Annotated in this window: 15 protein-coding genes, 1 tRNA gene and 1 pseudogene; 7 read left to right on the top strand and 10 right to left on the bottom strand. The window is 60.0% G+C overall.

All coding sequences use genetic code 11. The features are described 5' to 3' along the window. Positions 1 to 64: 64 nt before the first annotated feature. From SANT_RS23350 to hutC, 8 genes and pseudogenes are all read right to left on the bottom strand, one after another. The gene (locus tag SANT_RS23350; protein ID WP_071882019.1) at positions 65 to 352 is read right to left on the bottom strand and encodes a PTS sugar transporter subunit IIB; all 288 of its coding nucleotides are present in this window, start codon (positions 350 to 352) and stop codon (positions 65 to 67) included. Further along, positions 349 to 822, bottom strand: a complete 474-nt coding sequence (locus SANT_RS11050; RefSeq protein WP_025422353.1) for a PTS sugar transporter subunit IIA — start codon at positions 820 to 822, stop codon at positions 349 to 351. The genes SANT_RS23350 and SANT_RS11050 overlap by 4 nt, the downstream gene beginning before the upstream one ends. A gap of 13 nt (positions 823 to 835) precedes the next feature. Further along, positions 836 to 1,582, bottom strand: coding sequence for a GntR family transcriptional regulator (locus SANT_RS11045; protein WP_025422352.1), 747 nt, complete (start codon positions 1,580 to 1,582; stop codon positions 836 to 838). Between the two features lie 277 nt (positions 1,583 to 1,859). Next, a pseudogene (locus SANT_RS11040) lies at positions 1,860 to 2,348 on the bottom strand (DinB family protein). A gap of 172 nt (positions 2,349 to 2,520) precedes the next feature. Further along, a tRNA-Asn gene (locus tag SANT_RS11035) sits at positions 2,521 to 2,596 on the bottom strand. Between the two features lie 109 nt (positions 2,597 to 2,705). After that, entirely contained in the window at positions 2,706 to 3,506 is an 801-nt protein-coding gene (hutG, locus tag SANT_RS11030; RefSeq protein ID WP_025422351.1) for an N-formylglutamate deformylase, read from the bottom strand. Between the two features lie 40 nt (positions 3,507 to 3,546). Then, positions 3,547 to 4,764 carry an imidazolonepropionase gene (gene hutI, locus SANT_RS11025; protein ID WP_025422350.1) on the bottom strand — a complete coding sequence of 406 codons (1,218 nt, stop codon included), beginning with the start codon at positions 4,762 to 4,764 and terminating at the stop codon, positions 3,547 to 3,549. A 43-nt stretch (positions 4,765 to 4,807) separates the two neighbouring features. Beyond that, positions 4,808 to 5,557, bottom strand: coding sequence for a histidine utilization repressor (gene hutC / locus SANT_RS11020; RefSeq protein ID WP_025422349.1), 750 nt, complete (start codon positions 5,555 to 5,557; stop codon positions 4,808 to 4,810). Between the two features lie 141 nt (positions 5,558 to 5,698). Here hutC and SANT_RS11015 point away from each other — a divergent pair, with 141 nt between their 5' ends. From SANT_RS11015 to hutU, 4 genes are all read left to right on the top strand, one after another. Next, a complete protein-coding gene (locus SANT_RS11015; protein ID WP_025422348.1) occupies positions 5,699 to 7,072 on the top strand; it encodes a formimidoylglutamate deiminase in 1,374 nt (457 codons plus the stop codon). Further along, a complete protein-coding gene (locus tag SANT_RS11010; RefSeq protein ID WP_025422347.1) occupies positions 7,069 to 7,668 on the top strand; it encodes a HutD family protein in 600 nt (199 codons plus the stop codon). Before SANT_RS11015 ends, SANT_RS11010 begins: the two co-directional genes overlap by 4 nt. 495 nt (positions 7,669 to 8,163) lie before the next feature. Next, positions 8,164 to 9,720, top strand: a complete 1,557-nt coding sequence (gene hutH, locus SANT_RS11005; RefSeq protein ID WP_025422346.1) for a histidine ammonia-lyase — start codon at positions 8,164 to 8,166, stop codon at positions 9,718 to 9,720. 16 nt (positions 9,721 to 9,736) lie between these two features. Next, positions 9,737 to 11,422 (top strand): urocanate hydratase, encoded by a 1,686-nt coding sequence (hutU, locus tag SANT_RS11000; RefSeq protein ID WP_025422345.1) that lies wholly within the window; start codon positions 9,737 to 9,739, stop codon positions 11,420 to 11,422. 205 nt (positions 11,423 to 11,627) lie between these two features. Here hutU and SANT_RS10995 read toward each other — a convergent pair whose 3' ends face one another. Then, positions 11,628 to 12,497: a DMT family transporter gene (locus SANT_RS10995; protein WP_025422344.1), complete on the bottom strand. Its 870-nt coding sequence runs from the start codon at positions 12,495 to 12,497 to the stop codon at positions 11,628 to 11,630. Positions 12,498 to 12,740: 243 nt separating this feature from the next. On the opposite strand from SANT_RS10995, the gene SANT_RS10990 reads away from it, so the two are divergent. After that, the gene (locus SANT_RS10990; protein ID WP_025422343.1) at positions 12,741 to 13,421 is read left to right on the top strand and encodes a metallophosphoesterase; all 681 of its coding nucleotides are present in this window, start codon (positions 12,741 to 12,743) and stop codon (positions 13,419 to 13,421) included. Here SANT_RS10990 and SANT_RS10985 read toward each other — a convergent pair. Then, a complete protein-coding gene (locus SANT_RS10985) occupies positions 13,407 to 14,225 on the bottom strand; it encodes a deaminated glutathione amidase (protein WP_025422342.1) in 819 nt (272 codons plus the stop codon). The genes SANT_RS10990 and SANT_RS10985 overlap by 15 nt on opposite strands. A 303-nt stretch (positions 14,226 to 14,528) precedes the next feature. On the opposite strand from SANT_RS10985, the gene SANT_RS10980 reads away from it, so the two are divergent. Together SANT_RS10980 and SANT_RS10975 are read left to right on the top strand one after the other, a co-directional pair. Further along, a complete protein-coding gene (locus SANT_RS10980; protein ID WP_025422341.1) occupies positions 14,529 to 14,735 on the top strand; it encodes a DUF883 family protein in 207 nt (68 codons plus the stop codon). Between the two features lie 3 nt (positions 14,736 to 14,738). Continuing rightward, a complete protein-coding gene (locus SANT_RS10975; RefSeq protein WP_025422340.1) occupies positions 14,739 to 14,987 on the top strand; it encodes a GlsB/YeaQ/YmgE family stress response membrane protein in 249 nt (82 codons plus the stop codon). Positions 14,988 to 15,103 lie beyond the last annotated feature (116 nt).

Raw genomic sequence — 15,103 nt, 5'->3', positions numbered from 1 at the left:
ATTCAGATGTGACCAGACCTCGCGTTAGCGTCTGGGATATTTATCTGAGTTATTAGTCTTTAATTCAGGCCTGACCCTTGAGAATAGAAACTATTTTTTCTAAAACTTTATCCTCACCGATTCCGGTAATGATTGGCAAGCCACTCACTACCGGGATATCCAGTTCATAAGGAACTTTAGTTGTGGATACAACTAAAGCTGCACCATCGGTATTATTGGGGAGTGAAGCTACATTAGTTTGTGAGTAATGAACGTTAAGTCCATTATCTTTACAATATTCCATTACCTTTTCTGCCACTGCCGTAGAAGTAGCAACCCCTGTTGCACAAACAAAGAGTATCATTTGACTCATAATTCACCTCTTTCAGATATACGTGTGTAAATCGACTGATAAATTTCATCATCATTCATGACCAATAACTGCTGCATAAAATCCGCATCCTGGATCACATCCATTATCCAGCCCAACACGTTGAGCTGCTTGTTGCTTTCACCTAAAGCAAGCATGAACACCACCCTGACAGGCACCGGTTCAGTCTCTCCGCCCATATCTTCAAAATTGACGGGCTGAGCCAGTATTCCAACACTGATTGCATTCTGACGAACATGTTTGTGATCAGTATGTGGGATAGCGACACCGACAGGGTCCACCGGCAGACCTGTTGGAAAATTTTGTTCTCGCTCAATAACGTGTTCAGCAAAATCAGACACGACCATACCATCGTTAATTAGTGGACTGGCAAGAGACTTAATAATGTCCTTCTGGCTGACCTCCTTAGGGAGGTGCCGCACATAATGGCGACGAAAGTTAATATCCTGCATAATACCCTCTTTGCTAGTTTGCATCCCGGCGCTGCAAAATGGTGCCAAGATAATATTTATTGCCTTTTAACCAGACGTTACCAAACTCAACGGGCAATCCTCTGGAGAAAAAAACCAGCTGTTCTAAATGCAGAACAGGAGCATCTTCACCAATATCAAGATAATGCCCTCGCTCATTGCCAATTAATCTGGCTGCGTAACGACTTTCAGAGAAACTTATTTTCTTTTCAGATAGCTTCTCTATTGTTGGAAAGAGATTTTCTTTGGTAAAATCGACATCAGCAATGCCGGGGCAGAGTTCAACATTAATACGATTTTCAATCAACATCACTTTTTCATCGCCAATAGAACGAAGGCGTTCAAGAAATAAAATATCCTGCCCCGGGTTAATTCCCAGTTTTTCAGCCACAAAGCGGTTGGCAGGTTCCAGCCTGGAAGTAATCACGCTGGTTGTGAAATTTATTTTCTGGCTTGCCAGGGCTTCAGCAAAAGAAAGCAAGCCTTCACCCAACGGATAAGCAACATTTTCCTTCTTCACGAAGGTTCCTTTGCCTTGAACTTGCACAAGGACGCCTTCCCTAACTAGCTGATCTACCGCTTTCTTAACGGTACCGCGACTTACTTCGAGCATATCCATGATTTGAAATTCTGAAGGTATGCGGTCATCCTCAACCAATTCGCCGCTATAAATGCTTTCCCTTATCCATTCCACAACCTGTTGGTAAAGAGGGATTTGAGAACTTTTAATCAATGCTTTCATGGTGCGCACCTGAACATTTAGAGTTGTCTATGGACAATCATGTACAACTTAGAGTTTATGATAGGGAATTTTGAGACTGGAGGTGTGGCAGGGGGTCACAATTTTGGTGTTTAAAACAGGATCACTTTTACATGATGCATGTCACAAAATGTGGGGAAAGGCGGTCAGTTTTGGCTATTGCCTTTCAGAGACAACATCAATTGCGGACTACGTCTGCAATTCGCTCAAAGCGGCCGTCAAAGACGCGGGTCATATGAGCCACTGCAGATAGCCCCTGTCAGTGGTTATGGTCTCTTAGGAAGACGGTCAGCACCTCCTTCGGGGGCACCGCACCACATTCAGATATCAGCCAGCCCACGGCGCCGCGATGGTAGATTCCATGAAAAAGCATAGGGTTTAGCATCTCCATGGCTGTCATTGCGCCATTGCCGCCGTCGACGAAATTGAACGTGATGGTTTCGCCCAGATCGGCCGAAGTCATGGCTTTCAGCTGCTGGATATACCCATTCGTAGCCTCGGCAATTTTAACGGCAAGCTCCGCGACAGAGGGTGTTTCTGGGGTATTTAAAGCGGTGTAACCATGCTGCCGGCCCGTCATGTTTGCCTTAAAAATCATGTCTACGACATAAATATGATTCATCAACCTCAGCATCAGGTGACGTTTTTCCGCCTACGCGGAACCATCGATCAGGTTGATCGTTTTAAGGGTCTCAGAATCAATCCAACGCTTGTACTTCAGCAGTGTAACGAGTGTGTCCTTGTCCATCAGGTGCTCCAGATTGGCCCGTACCGATAACTTAGCAATAACGCCGTTTTATTCGCGGCGTGGCGCTTTGAAAGCTTTTGTCGACATCGGCCGCATGCGCTTTTCACCCATTGCTAGCCACACTAAACAGCAAAAAGCCCGCCTCGGTAAGGAAGGCGGGCTTTCTCGAATTTGGCTCCTCTGACTGGACTCGAACCAGTGACATACGGATTAACAGTCCGCCGTTCTACCGACTGAACTACAGAGGAATTATGCAGTGCGCAGCATACTAATCGCCCGGGCCTGGGATGTCAAAACCCTTTTTCCCGCAGACCGGACGATTGCCGAAATGTTGCGCAAGTCGCTGAAAAAACACGCTTAGCCCTGCTGTTCTCCCCACGCGACGATGCCCGAGAGCATCGCGCGCAGCGTCTGTTGCAGCTGTGCCGCGCGCGTCGGGGCATAATCAAAGGGCGCGGTTTCCTCCATATAGTTGCATTGCGCCAGTTCGAGCTGTACCGCGTGTTGTTGCGCATGCGGCTGCCCGTAAGCGCGGGTGATGTAACCGCCCTTGAAGCGCCCGTTGAAGACGTAGCTGAACGGTTGCGCGACGCAGCAATTGCGCACCGCTTCCTCCAGCGAGGGCGCGCAGCTGGCGCCCTGATTGGTACCGATATTCAGGCTTGGCAGCGTGCCCTCAAACAGGCGCGGAATGCGCGAAGCAATGGAATGGGCGTCGAACAATAGGGCGTAACCGTGGCGCGCCTTGATGTCGCTCAACACCTCCTGCAGCCGCTGATGATAGGGGTGCCAAATGTCCGTTAGATAGCGCTGCCGCTCTTGCGCCGACGGCGTCTTCCCCGGCGCGAAGGTGGGGGTGCCGTCGAACAGCGTGTCGGGATACAGCCCGGTAGTGGCGGTGGTGTACAGCGGTGTGTCATCGGGCGGCCGGTTCAAATCGATGACCATACGCGAATAGGTGCCCTGAAGGATGTGCGCGCCCATCTGGCGGGCGAAATCATACAGCAGCGGGATGTGCCAGTCGGTATCGGGCAGGGGGCGGGCGGCATCGCTCAATCCGTCCTCCACCGCCGGCGTCAGGCGGGTGCCGGCATGGGGAATGCTCACCAGCAGCGGTAGCGAGCCGGGATGGTAGTCATAAGGTTCTGTTATGGTCATAACGCACGTCTCCGGAAAATGACGGATAAATCGCCCGGCGTCAACGACGCCGGCCGCGGTAAATTACCGTACAGGGAAGTTGTCCTCCCAGCCAGTAGGCCAGTTCGGCGGGAGCGGCCACCGGCCAATGTACGAAGTTCGCCCATTTGCCCACCGCCAGCGACCCCTGCTCAGGCGCGACGCCCAGGGCGTGGGCGGCGTGCAGCGTGACGCCGGCCAGCGCCTCTTCGGGGGTCAGATGAAACAGCGTGCAGCCCATATTCAGCATCAAACGCAGCGAGCAGGCCGGCGAGGTGCCGGGATTGCTGTCGCTGGCGAGCGCCATTTTAACCCCCTGTTGCCGGAAATGCGCTACCGGCGGCATTTGGCTCTCGCGCAGCAGGTAGCAGGCGCCGGGCAACAGGACCGCAACGGTACCCGCCGCCGCCATCGCCCGCGCGTCATCGGCGGTGGCATACTCCAGATGATCCGCCGACAGGGCGCCAAAGCGCGCCGCGAGGGTGCTGCCGCCCAGCGATGAGAGCTGCTCGGCATGCAGTTTTAGCGGCAAACCGAGGCGGGTGGCCGCCTCGAAGACCCGCGTGATTTGCGCCGGCGAGAACGCCAGATGCTCGCAAAACCCGTCCACCGCGTCCGCCAGGCCGGCGGCGGCCACCGCCGGTAGCCACTCCTCGCAAATCAGCGTGATGTAATCATCGGCGCGACCGTGATATTCCGGCGGCAGGGCGTGGGCGGCCAAGAAGCTGGTTTTGATGTCAATGGGATGGCGCTCGGCCAGACGGCGCGCAACGCGCAGCATTTTCATCTCGCTGTCCAGCGTTAGCCCATAGCCGGATTTAATTTCAATACAGGTGACTCCTTCGGCCATCAGCAGCGCCAGGCGCTGTTCGGCCGCGGCCAGCAAGTGATCTTCATCGGCGTCACGCGTTGCGCGCACCGTAGAGAGAATCCCCCCGCCGGCGGCGGCAATCTCGCTATAGCTGACGCCCGACAGCCGCTGTTCAAACTCCCGGCTGCGGTCGCCGCCGAAGACGAGATGGGTATGACAATCTATCAGGCCGGGCGTAATGATACCGCCGCCGACATCCTGATATTCCCGCGCGTCGTGCGGTCCTAACGCTTGGCGGGGGCCTAACCAGGCGATGCGTCCGTCGCGCACCGCGATGGCACCGTCGGGTATTGCGCTGTAGCGCCCCTCTTGCAGGGTCACCAGGGTGGCGCCCGTCCAAACACTGTCATACTGCACTGATACTGGCATTGCGCGAAATCTCCCGGTGAGGTTAGCGGTGAAACGTAACGGTTTAAACGGTAAAACTGCCGAACAGTTGGTAGCGAGAGCCGGGGTAGAGCAGGTGCGCCGAGGTTACCACCTGCCGTCCAGACCAGGTGCGGCGGTGGATGAGCAGACACGGCTCGTTATCGGTCAGGCCCAGCAGGCTACGCTGCGCGGCGTTCGGCGCCACCGCTTCAACCCGGTGCTCCCCGGCGGTGAGCGGTGCGACCTGCGTCAGGTAGATGTAGGGGGTGATGCGCGTGAAATCCTGCTGCAGGTAATCGGGCGCGGCGATGGGGTTCACGCAGCGATCTTCCAACTGCACCGCCACGTCGTTTTCGTAATGGACAATGAGCGAGTGGAACAGCCGCTGACCGGGGGGGATGCCTAGCGCCTGCGCTTCGTCGGCGGTGGCGGGGCGCGCCTGCAAGTTCACCAGCCGGCTGCTGTGGCGATGGCCGCGGGCGGCGATTTCGTCGGCGATGTTGCGCACCTCCAGCATCTCGGTTTGCGGTTTCATTTCGGCGACAAAGGTGCCCACCCCCTGCATACGCAGCAGATACCCTTCGCTGGTCAGTTCACGCAACGCGCGGTTGATGGTCATGCGGCTGACGCCGAGCTCCGCCACCATTTCGCTTTCGGACGGGATACGCTGATGGGGCGCCCAGGCGCCGGTGCGGATTTGCCGCACGATGGCCTGTTTGACGCGCTGATAGATAGGCGCCGGCGTATCACTCATCACGGCGGAGAGCTGTGCTGCGAACTGGGGTTCAGCCACGTTTAACCTCGACGTTAGACTTTTTGACGAAAACAGTTTACTGATCAATTCTGCGTATGTATATGTATAGACAAGTCGATAAGTATTTCGTGTGGATGGGCCGCGGCTCCCCGCATTTTTTTTGTTTAACCGGAATCTACCATGCCCGATTATTTCGCTCCCCGCGCCCTGCTGCCGCAGGGCTGGCGCCATAATGTCCTGTTGCAGGTTAACGATGAGGGCAATCTGCTTGCCGTAACGCCGGATGCGTCGCCCGGCGAGGCTGCTGTGCTGGCCGGTCCCGTGGTACCTGCGATGCCCAACCTGCACTCCCATGCGTTCCAACGCGCCATGGCGGGGCTGACGGAAGTGGTGGGGGATCCCCAGGACAGCTTCTGGACCTGGCGCGACGTTATGTACCGTATGGTGGCGACGCTTAGCCCCGATCAGGTCCACATTATCGCTCGCCAGCTGTATATCGAAATGCTCAAGGGCGGCTACAGTCAGGTGGCGGAGTTCCATTATCTGCATCAAGATCCCCAGGGTCGGGCATATCAACATCCGGGTGAAATGGCGCTACGGATAAGCCAGGCCGCGGCCGAGAGCGGTATCGGGTTAACGCTGTTGCCGGTGCTCTACAGCTATAGCGGGTTCGGCGCTCAACCGGCGCAGCCCGGACAGCGCCGGTTTATTCAACAGACCGAGGCTTACCTGCATCAGCACCAGCTGTTGGCACAGCATCTCGCCGGCCAGCGCCACCAGCGTCTCGGCGTCTGTTTCCATTCGCTGCGCGCGGTGGACGAAGCGCAGATGAGCACGGTGCTGGCGCAGACCGACCCTACGTTGCCGGTTCATATCCATGTAGCGGAGCAGTTAAAGGAAGTTAATGACTGTCTGGCCTGGTCGGGACAACGGCCCGTGCGCTGGCTGTTGGATCATGCCCCGGTGGACGCGCGCTGGTGCCTTATCCACGCCACCCATCTGGATGACGACGAGATCACGGCGCTGGCGCGCAGCGGGGCGGTGGCCGGTCTGTGTCCCACGACCGAGGCCAACCTGGGCGACGGTATCTTCCCGGCGACCGACTATTTGCCGCTCGGCGGACGTTGGGGTATCGGCTCCGATAGCCATGTTTCGCTAGACGTGGTTGAGGAGCTACGCTGGCTGGAGTATGGCCAGCGGCTGCGGGATCGCCGCCGTAACCGGCTGGCGACTGCCCAGGACGCGGCGGTCGGCGACGCGCTGTATGCCGGTGCGCTGGCGGGCGGTGCGGCGGCGTGCGGGATCGCCGCCGGGCAATTGACCGCGGGCTACCGCGCCGATTGGCTGGTGCTGGATGCGCGGGATCCCTATCTGCAATCGGCCCCGGACGAGACGGTGATCAACCGCTGGCTGTTTGCCGGCGGACGCCAGCAGATCCGCGATGTTTTCGTCGCCGGACGCCACGTCATTCAAGATGGGCATCATGCGCTGGAGCACGCCAGCGCCGCCGCCTTCGCCGCGGTACTACAGGATCTGCAACAGGTGGCGCGATGAGCGGCGCTCGGCCGTTCAGCCTGGCGGCGCTGCCGGTAACGCCGTGGCGTAACGGCGGCGGCGTGACCCGCGAGATCGCCAGCGTGCCGCGGGTGGCGGACGGCGGCGACTTCGCCTGGCGCGCCAGCATCGCGACCATCGATAGGGATGGCGGTTTTTCGCCGTTTCCCGGCGTTGACAGAAGCATTACGCTTATCAGCGGCGACGGCGTGATTTTGGACAACGGCCAGGGGGTGCGGCATGCGCTGGTGCAACAGGCCGAGCCCTACGCGTTTTCCGGTGATGACGCCATCCAGGCAACGCTCGCCGGCGGGGCGAGCCAGGATTTTAATATCATGACCCGCCGCGGCGAATGGCAGGCGCAGGTGCAAGCGATTTCCGCCGCTCAGACGTTGCCGGCCGGGCAAAGCGGCGTGCTGTATATCCTGTCCGGCGATTGGCAATTGACGGATGGCGCGTCGGACGCGCCGCCGCTGAGGCTCGGGCCGTCACAGGGAGTCTGGTGGCACCTTTGCGCCAGCGCTTGGCGGCTTACGCTTGCGACGCCACAAGGGCTGGCGCTCTGGGCGCATATTGGACCCTTTGGCCGTCCTTGAGGTTAACTGCACAATCCGGGGGCGAGACGCGCCATGATGGCGCAAGGCTTGCCCCGGTGGCGGCCATTTTTTCTGCGGCGGTAAATGCCGCTGCGCGGCCGCAGGGCGCCTGAACAGGGGCTACTGGCGGAATCGTTACACGCGCGGCCTTGCTGGCGCGGAGCGTGATGGGGTACCTGTTAAGACCAGAAGCGGTTTGGCACAAGCTTTGCTTGGTTAATCTTGTATAGACACGTCATTGCGAGACAGGCGTGGTTCGCCGGCGCCTATGGCCACCGCTCGCCCGCGCGGTCCGGCGCAGGTCTCGCTGGGCGCACATTCGCGAAAACGATGCGCGCTCGCTGACCTAGGCGATAGTAACGTTGCGATCCGCGGCAAAACGCCGCGGGCTAACCGGTGCAGGCGCGTCGCCCGCCGGTCGGCGTCACCCATTATGTCAGCGCGGCTTAGGCACGCGCTTTTGTTGACCTTTACTTGTATAGACAGGAATAGATTATGCCATCTGCAACGTCTGCTTTACGCCCTTACTGCCTGGTGCCGGGGGAGGTGGATCTGCCGGCGCTGCGCGCAATTTACCAAGGTGAAGTTGAACTATCCCTGGATGAGCGCGCGTGGGACGCCATCAGAAACGCCCAGCATACCGTCGGCCGTATTCTTGACAGCGGCGCGGTGGTCTACGGAATCAATACCGGCTTTGGCAAGTTGGCGCAGACCCGTATCCCCGCCGATCGTCTGGCCGAATTGCAGCGCAACCTGGTGCTGTCCCACAGTGTCGGTATCGGCGACTGGCTGGCGGACGCCGTCGTGCGCCTGGTGATGGCCGGTAAAATCATTAGCCTGGCGCGCGGTCATTCCGGTATTCGCCCAGAGGTAGTGCAGGCGCTATTGGCGTTGTATAACGCCGGGGTAATGCCCTGTATACCGGAGAAAGGTTCGGTCGGCGCCTCCGGCGATTTGGCGCCGCTGGCCCATCTGTCGCTGATGCTTCTCGGCGAGGGGCAGGTGCGGGTGGACGGCAAACTGATGGCGGCGACCGACGGGCTGACGCTGGCGGGCCTGGCGCCTGTCGAGCTGGCGCCGAAAGAGGGGCTGGCGCTGCTCAACGGTACCCAGGTTTCCACCGCGCTGGCGCTGGCCGGCCTGTTTGAGGCGGAGCGGGCTTTCGCCGCCGGGCTGGTGTCCGGCGCGCTGTCGCTGGAAGCGATCAAAGGCTCGGTGAAACCTTTCGATGCGCGCATTCATCAGGCCCGCGGACAGCAGGGGCAAATAGCCGTGGCGGCGGCGGTCAGCGCACTGCTCGACGGCAGCGAGATCGTGGTGTCCCACGCCAATTGCGGCCGGGTGCAAGATCCCTATTCTATCCGCTGCGTGCCGCAGGTGATGGGGGCATGCCTCGACAATCTGCATTATGCCGCACGCACATTAACGATCGAAGCCAATGCGGCCTCCGATAATCCGCTGGTGTTTACCGACACCGGCGATGTTATCTCCGGCGGCAACTTCCACGCCGAGCCGGTGGCGTTTGCCGCCGACATCATTGCCCTGGCGGTGGCGGAAATAGGCGCTATTTCTGAACGTCGGCTGGCGCTGCTGCTCGATACCGGACTTTCGGGCCTGCCGCCGTTTCTGGTGCGCGACGGCGGCGTGAACTCCGGTTTCATGATAGCGCAGGTCACCGCCGCGGCGCTGGCCTCGGAAAATAAATCCCTGGCGCATCCGGGCAGCGTGGACAGTTTGCCCACCTCGGCCAATCAGGAAGACCACGTCTCCATGGCCACCTATGCCGCCCGCCGTTTAGGCGACATGTGCTTTAATACCGCCGTGGTGGTGGGCATCGAAGCCATGGCGGCCGCCCAGGGGATCGATTTTAACCGGCCGCTGCAAAGCTCCGCGCTGATGGAGTCACAGCTTGCGGCCATTCGTCAGCGGGTGGCGTTTCTTGAACGCGACCGCCTCATGGCGCCGGATATCGCGGCAATGCGGGACTGGGTGGCTGAACAGCCCTGGCCGCAGGCGGTGTTGGCAATTCTGCCCAGTTATGCGCCCCTCTAACTTATAAGGACTCCCGATGAACAACGATTTTAGCCGCGCGACTTCGCGTCCCGTCAAAGCGCCGCAGGGCAGCACGCTGCATTGCAAAAACTGGCTGATTGAAGCGCCGTACCGCATGATTCAAAACAACCTCGATCCCGATGTGGCCGAGCGGCCGGAAGATTTGGTCGTTTATGGCGGCATCGGCAAAGCGGCGCGCAACTGGCCGTGCTTTGAAGCGATTTTGGCCAGCCTGCGCGACTTGAACGAAGACGAAACGCTGTTGGTGCAGTCCGGCAAACCGGTTGGGGTATTCCGTACGCATACCGATGCGCCGCGCGTGCTGATAGCCAACTCTAATCTGGTGCCCCATTGGGCCAACTGGGAGAAATTCCATGAACTGGATCGCGCCGGACTGATGATGTACGGCCAGATGACCGCCGGATCGTGGATTTATATCGGCGCGCAGGGCATCGTGCAGGGAACCTATGAAACCTTCGCCGAAGCCGGCCGCCAGCATTATAACAGCGACTTAAGCGGTAAATGGATCCTCACCGCCGGTCTGGGCGGCATGGGCGGCGCGCAGCCGCTGGCCGGGGTACTGGCCGGCGCCAGCGTTCTGGCGATTGAGTGCCAAGAGTCGCGCATCGATTTTCGCCTGCGCACCCGCTACCTCGACCGCAAGGCGTACAGCATAGACGAGGCGCTGGCGCTGATTGAACAGGCCTGCCGCGATAAACAGCCGATCTCCGTAGGGCTGCTGGGCAATGCCGCCGAGATCATGCCGGAACTGGCGCGCCGCGCCGCCGAGGGCGGACCGCGGCCGCACATCGTTACCGACCAGACATCGGCGCACGATCCGCTAAATGGTTATCTGCCCGCCGGCTGGAGTCTGGAACAATGGCAGGCGACGCGCCAGTCCGATCCCGAGGCGGTAATTCGCGCGGCCCGTGGTTCGATGGCGCAGCATGTGAAAGCAATGCTGGCGTTTCATGCCCTGGGCGTGCCCACCGTAGATTACGGCAACAATATCCGTCAGGTGGCGCTGGAAGAAGGGGTGAGCAACGCCTTCGATTTCCCGGGCTTTGTACCCGCCTACATTCGTCCGCTGTTCTGCGAGGGGAAAGGGCCGTTCCGCTGGGTGGCGTTGTCCGGTGATCCGGAAGATATTTATAAAACCGATGCCAAGCTAAAAGAGCTGTTCCCCAACAACGCGCTGTTGCATAACTGGTTGGACATGGCCCGCGAGCGTATCGCTTTCCAGGGGCTGCCGGCCCGGATTTGCTGGCTGGGGCTGGGCGAAAGGCACCTGGCAGGTCTGGCGTTCAATGAAATGGTGCGCAATGGCGAACTCAAGGCGCCGGTCGTCATCGGCCGCGATCACCTTGACTGCGGCTCGGTCGCCTCGCCCAACCGCGAAACCGAAGCCATGCGCGACGGTACCGACGCCGTATCCGACTGGCCGCTGCTCAATGCCTTATTAAGCACCGCCGGCGGCGCGACCTGGGTCAGTCTGCATCACGGCGGCGGCGTGGGCATGGGTTTCTCGCAGCACGCGGGTATGGTGATCGTTTGCGACGGTAGCCACAGCGCCGACGAACGGCTGGCGCGCGTGCTGTGGAACGATCCGGCAACCGGCGTCATGCGTCACGCCGATGCCGGCTATCCCGATGCCATCGCGGTGGCCAAGCGTCATGGGCTGAAACTGCCGATGCTGCCGTGACGCTCGCTGCCTGACGCTCGGCCCTTAGGTGTCAGGCTTGGCGCTTGGCGCCAATGGCAGGGTGTACCCGGCCCGCGAGCGCCGTTTGGCGCCAATGGCATGGATAAACCGACCGGCTAGCGCCTTAGGGCGACGGCGGCATCCATAACCCGGCCGCGCCGATTGGCAGGCGCGGCCGGCGTCGGGCGACAAACCGGCGTGCGGTTCAAGGCGTTGGGCGATCGTTCAGGCGCGCGACGCCCGCCACGGAACACACAATCAACGCCGCGCCGGCAAAGATGCGCGGCGTGGGCTCTTCGTTAAACAACAGCCAGGCAAAAATAATGGCATACACCGGCTCGAGGGCGAAAATCATCGCCGCCGTCCGGCCTCTGACGTAACGCAGGCTGTTGACCAGTAAACCGTGGGCGACACCGGTGCACACCACGCCCAACAGCAACAGATAACCCCAGTCGGTCGGGCTGGCCGCCGGTAGCGCGCGCCAGGCGGCGGGTAGCGTCAAAAGGGCGATGACCCCATTCTGGCACAGCGCCGCCTGTAGCGGCGGCACATGGCGGACCGATAATCGGTTGCACAGCAGCAGCAGCGCCAACAGCGCGCCGGAAACAATACCCCAAACGAACCCGACGGTCGCGGCCTGGCGAAGAGCAAAAGCGGGGCAGACCAGTATTAATCCCAAGCAAATCAGCAGGATCAACGCGCCCTCCGGCCAGCGGATCCGCTCGCGAAACGCCAGGCTTTCAAACAGAGCGGTAAAGGCGGGAAAGCTGGCGAAGCCGAGCGTCGCCAGAGCGACACCCGCCTGCTTGACCGCCATAAAAAAGGTCACCCAGTGCGCGGTCAACAGCCCGCCGCCCAAGATCAACAGCCACAGCTGGCGCCAGGTCAGGGGCTGCCAGCGGGCGTTGTTAACGGTGCACATCAGCAAGCCGAGGGCCAACAGCGCAAACAGACCGCGGCCGAAAACCAGGGTGACCGGCGCAAGGGAAATCAACTTACCCAATATCGCCGACATGCCGAAAAATACCGCCGCCACGTTTAGCGCCCACAGCGCTGTGCGTTGCGTCCATTCCATTACGCCGCTCCCCTTGTTTGTCATGATCCCTCCGGCGCGCGGGCGGCGATAGGGGGAACCGGTCAAATAATCAGTGTGCCAGCGTCAAGGGGGACAGGTAAACGATTTCTGCCGGCAATTCGCCGCACGGCGATAATTTTCACCCAATGGCGCCGCCCACGCTGCTATGCTAACTAGACGACATTTTGACACGCCGGCCGTGCCGGCCGATGCGCTGAGTTTTTCCCCGGACCAGGAGCCGCGATGAACGCTATCGATGCCGCGTCACCTTATCAGAAAATCGATGCCGCCCACTGGGCGCGCGTGTTCTTGGTGGGCGATCTGCACGGCTGTTATGACATGCTGATGACGAAGCTTGAGCGCCAGCGTTTTGACCAGAAGCGAGACTTATTGATTGCGCTAGGGGATCTTATCGACCGCGGCCCGCAGAGTGAAGCGTGTTTGCCCCTGCTGGAAAACCCCTGGTTTCGTTCCGTACGCGGGAATCACGAGCAAATGGCGATCGATGCCCTGCGCACCGGTGACGATCGGCTGTGGCTGGCTAACGGCGGGCGGTGGTTTTATCAACTGACGGGCGCCGACAGGCAGCGGGCACGGCAGGGGATCGACACCTGCGCGCGCCTGCCGCTGGTTATTGACCTGACCTGCGGTCAGCGCCGTATGGTGATAGCCCATGCGGATTATCCGCTGGACCACTATGTCTTTGGGCAAGACATTGACGGCGAGGCGGTGCTGTGGAGCCGCAAGCGTATCGGCCGTCACCAGCAGGGACGAGGCAAAGCCATTACCGGCGCCAGCCATTTCTTTTTTGGCCATACGCCGGTAAGCCGGGTGCGGCATTATTATAATCAGTATTATATTGATACCGGCGCTGTCTTCGGCGGAACGTTGACGCTGATTGAACTCACCTCACTGCCGTTTTAGGTCCCGAGCTGCGGGCGGCGCCAGCTCCGGCCGCGCAAACCGGCGATTGGCCAATACGGGCAGCGCCTGCCGGGCCTGCTGCACGCGGGCGGGATCGAGATGGGCGAAAATCAGCGCCGGTGTTTCCGCCGCTTTGGCGATCGCGACCCCGAGCGGATCCACCACCAAGCTCTGACCGATGTTGCGCGGTCCGCATTCCCCCACCGCCACCAGATAGCAGGTGTTGTCCAGCGCGCGGGCGGTCACCAGCACCTCCCAGTGCCGCTCCTTCAGCGGCCCTCTCACCCAGGCGGAAGGCAGGACCAGAACGTCGGCGCCGTCCAGCGCCAGGCGGCCTGCCAGTTCTGGAAAGCGGATATCGTAGCAGGTCATCAGACCCACCGTCATACCCGCCACCGCGAAAAGCGGGGGCACCGTGTCGCCCGCCTGAATGTTGCGTGACTCCTGCATGGCGAAGGCGTCATACAGATGCAGTTTGTGATAGCGCGCGACGATGGCGCCGTCGCGCAGCGCGATCACGACATTGCTGGCTTTCCCCGCCGGCGCGGGAACGTGGAGACCCAGTATGGTTGTCATCGCAAAGGCGCGGCTGGCGGTCAACAGGGCGCTGACAAACGGACCGTCCAGCGGCTGGGCGACTTTTACCGATAACGTGGGATCGGCACTGTCCTGCGCCATCACCGCTTCCGGCAACACCAATAAATCCGCGCCGCCGGCCTGCGCCTGTTGCATCAAGTCAATGCAGGTGCGCAGATTGGCCTGCCATTCACGGGCCACGCTAAACTGGCCTAAAGCAACTTTCATCTTACCCCTCCTGCCGACGCGGCGGTTATGCGTCCGCCACAAAGGTTGGCATTGCCTGAACAACGCCGTTGACGTCAACGACGCGCACGCCCGCTGCAAAAATGGCGACGTTGGGCTTGCGCCGTTAGTTTATCGACCATCGCCGATGTGCTGTCAAGAGCCCCTCACGTGCGCCACTGTGCATCGCCGTGCTCAACCTACGGCCGGCACATTCCTTGTGTTTGTCTATACTTAACATGCTTTCATGTTTCATGAGCACGGTGCGTGATGCCGTTCGACCTAGTGCGAAGAGAAGGATGCCGTATGTTTTCCAGAAAAAAAGCCACGTCACAGGCGGAAAAAGTCCGCGAAACGGCCCAACAGTTAGCCGACGATACCTGTAGCGGCCTGCATGAGGTCGCGGGGCGATCGTGCGGCTGGATAAAAGCCAATCCGTGGGCCGCGGTCGGAGCTGCGGCCCTGGTGGGATTGCTGGCGGGTGTTTTGTTAACCGGTAACAAAGGAGAGTAAACGATGGGTATTCTATCCTGGATTATTTTTGGGCTGATTGCGGGGATTATTGCGAAATGGATCATGCCCGGTCGCGACGGCGGCGGTTTTATCATCACCATTGTGCTGGGGATCATCGGTGCGGTGGTCGGCGGCTGGATCAGTACCTTCTTCGGCTACGGCCGGGTGGACGGGTTTAACTTCGGCAGCTTCGTGGTGGCGGTGATTGGCGCCATCGTCGTGCTGTGGATTTACCGCTTGGTACGACGCTAACGGTGTCCCCGGCGGTGCTGGCGGGGTACGCCACCGCCGGCGAGAAAAAAACCTTGGCCCGCGCTCTCAACGCGCCACCGCCGGCGAAAATGCCTCTTTTTGATGCGCGCTCCCGG

This window comes from Sodalis praecaptivus, assembly GCF_000517425.1.
In the GTDB taxonomy this organism is placed as follows: Bacteria; Pseudomonadota; Gammaproteobacteria; order Enterobacterales; family Enterobacteriaceae; genus Sodalis_A; species Sodalis_A praecaptivus.
Note: the sequence above shows the minus strand (reverse complement) of the source record. Positions and strands in the feature narration are given on the sequence as shown.

Coding starts and splice junctions, on each gene's coding strand:
- SANT_RS23350 (WP_071882019.1), bottom strand. CDS start 352: ATGAGTCAAATGATACTCTTTGTTTGTGCAACAGGGGTTGCTACTTCT.
- SANT_RS11050 (WP_025422353.1), bottom strand. CDS start 822: ATGCAGGATATTAACTTTCGTCGCCATTATGTGCGGCACCTCCCTAAG.
- SANT_RS11045 (WP_025422352.1), bottom strand. CDS start 1,582: ATGAAAGCATTGATTAAAAGTTCTCAAATCCCTCTTTACCAACAGGTT.
- hutG (WP_025422351.1), bottom strand. CDS start 3,506: ATGACCATAACAGAACCTTATGACTACCATCCCGGCTCGCTACCGCTG.
- hutI (WP_025422350.1), bottom strand. CDS start 4,764: ATGCCAGTATCAGTGCAGTATGACAGTGTTTGGACGGGCGCCACCCTG.
- SANT_RS11015 (WP_025422348.1), top strand. CDS start 5,699: ATGCCCGATTATTTCGCTCCCCGCGCCCTGCTGCCGCAGGGCTGGCGC.
- SANT_RS11010 (WP_025422347.1), top strand. CDS start 7,069: ATGAGCGGCGCTCGGCCGTTCAGCCTGGCGGCGCTGCCGGTAACGCCG.
- hutH (WP_025422346.1), top strand. CDS start 8,164: ATGCCATCTGCAACGTCTGCTTTACGCCCTTACTGCCTGGTGCCGGGG.
- hutU (WP_025422345.1), top strand. CDS start 9,737: ATGAACAACGATTTTAGCCGCGCGACTTCGCGTCCCGTCAAAGCGCCG.
- SANT_RS10995 (WP_025422344.1), bottom strand. CDS start 12,497: ATGGAATGGACGCAACGCACAGCGCTGTGGGCGCTAAACGTGGCGGCG.
- SANT_RS10990 (WP_025422343.1), top strand. CDS start 12,741: ATGAACGCTATCGATGCCGCGTCACCTTATCAGAAAATCGATGCCGCC.
- SANT_RS10985 (WP_025422342.1), bottom strand. CDS start 14,225: ATGAAAGTTGCTTTAGGCCAGTTTAGCGTGGCCCGTGAATGGCAGGCC.
- SANT_RS10980 (WP_025422341.1), top strand. CDS start 14,529: ATGTTTTCCAGAAAAAAAGCCACGTCACAGGCGGAAAAAGTCCGCGAA.
- SANT_RS10975 (WP_025422340.1), top strand. CDS start 14,739: ATGGGTATTCTATCCTGGATTATTTTTGGGCTGATTGCGGGGATTATT.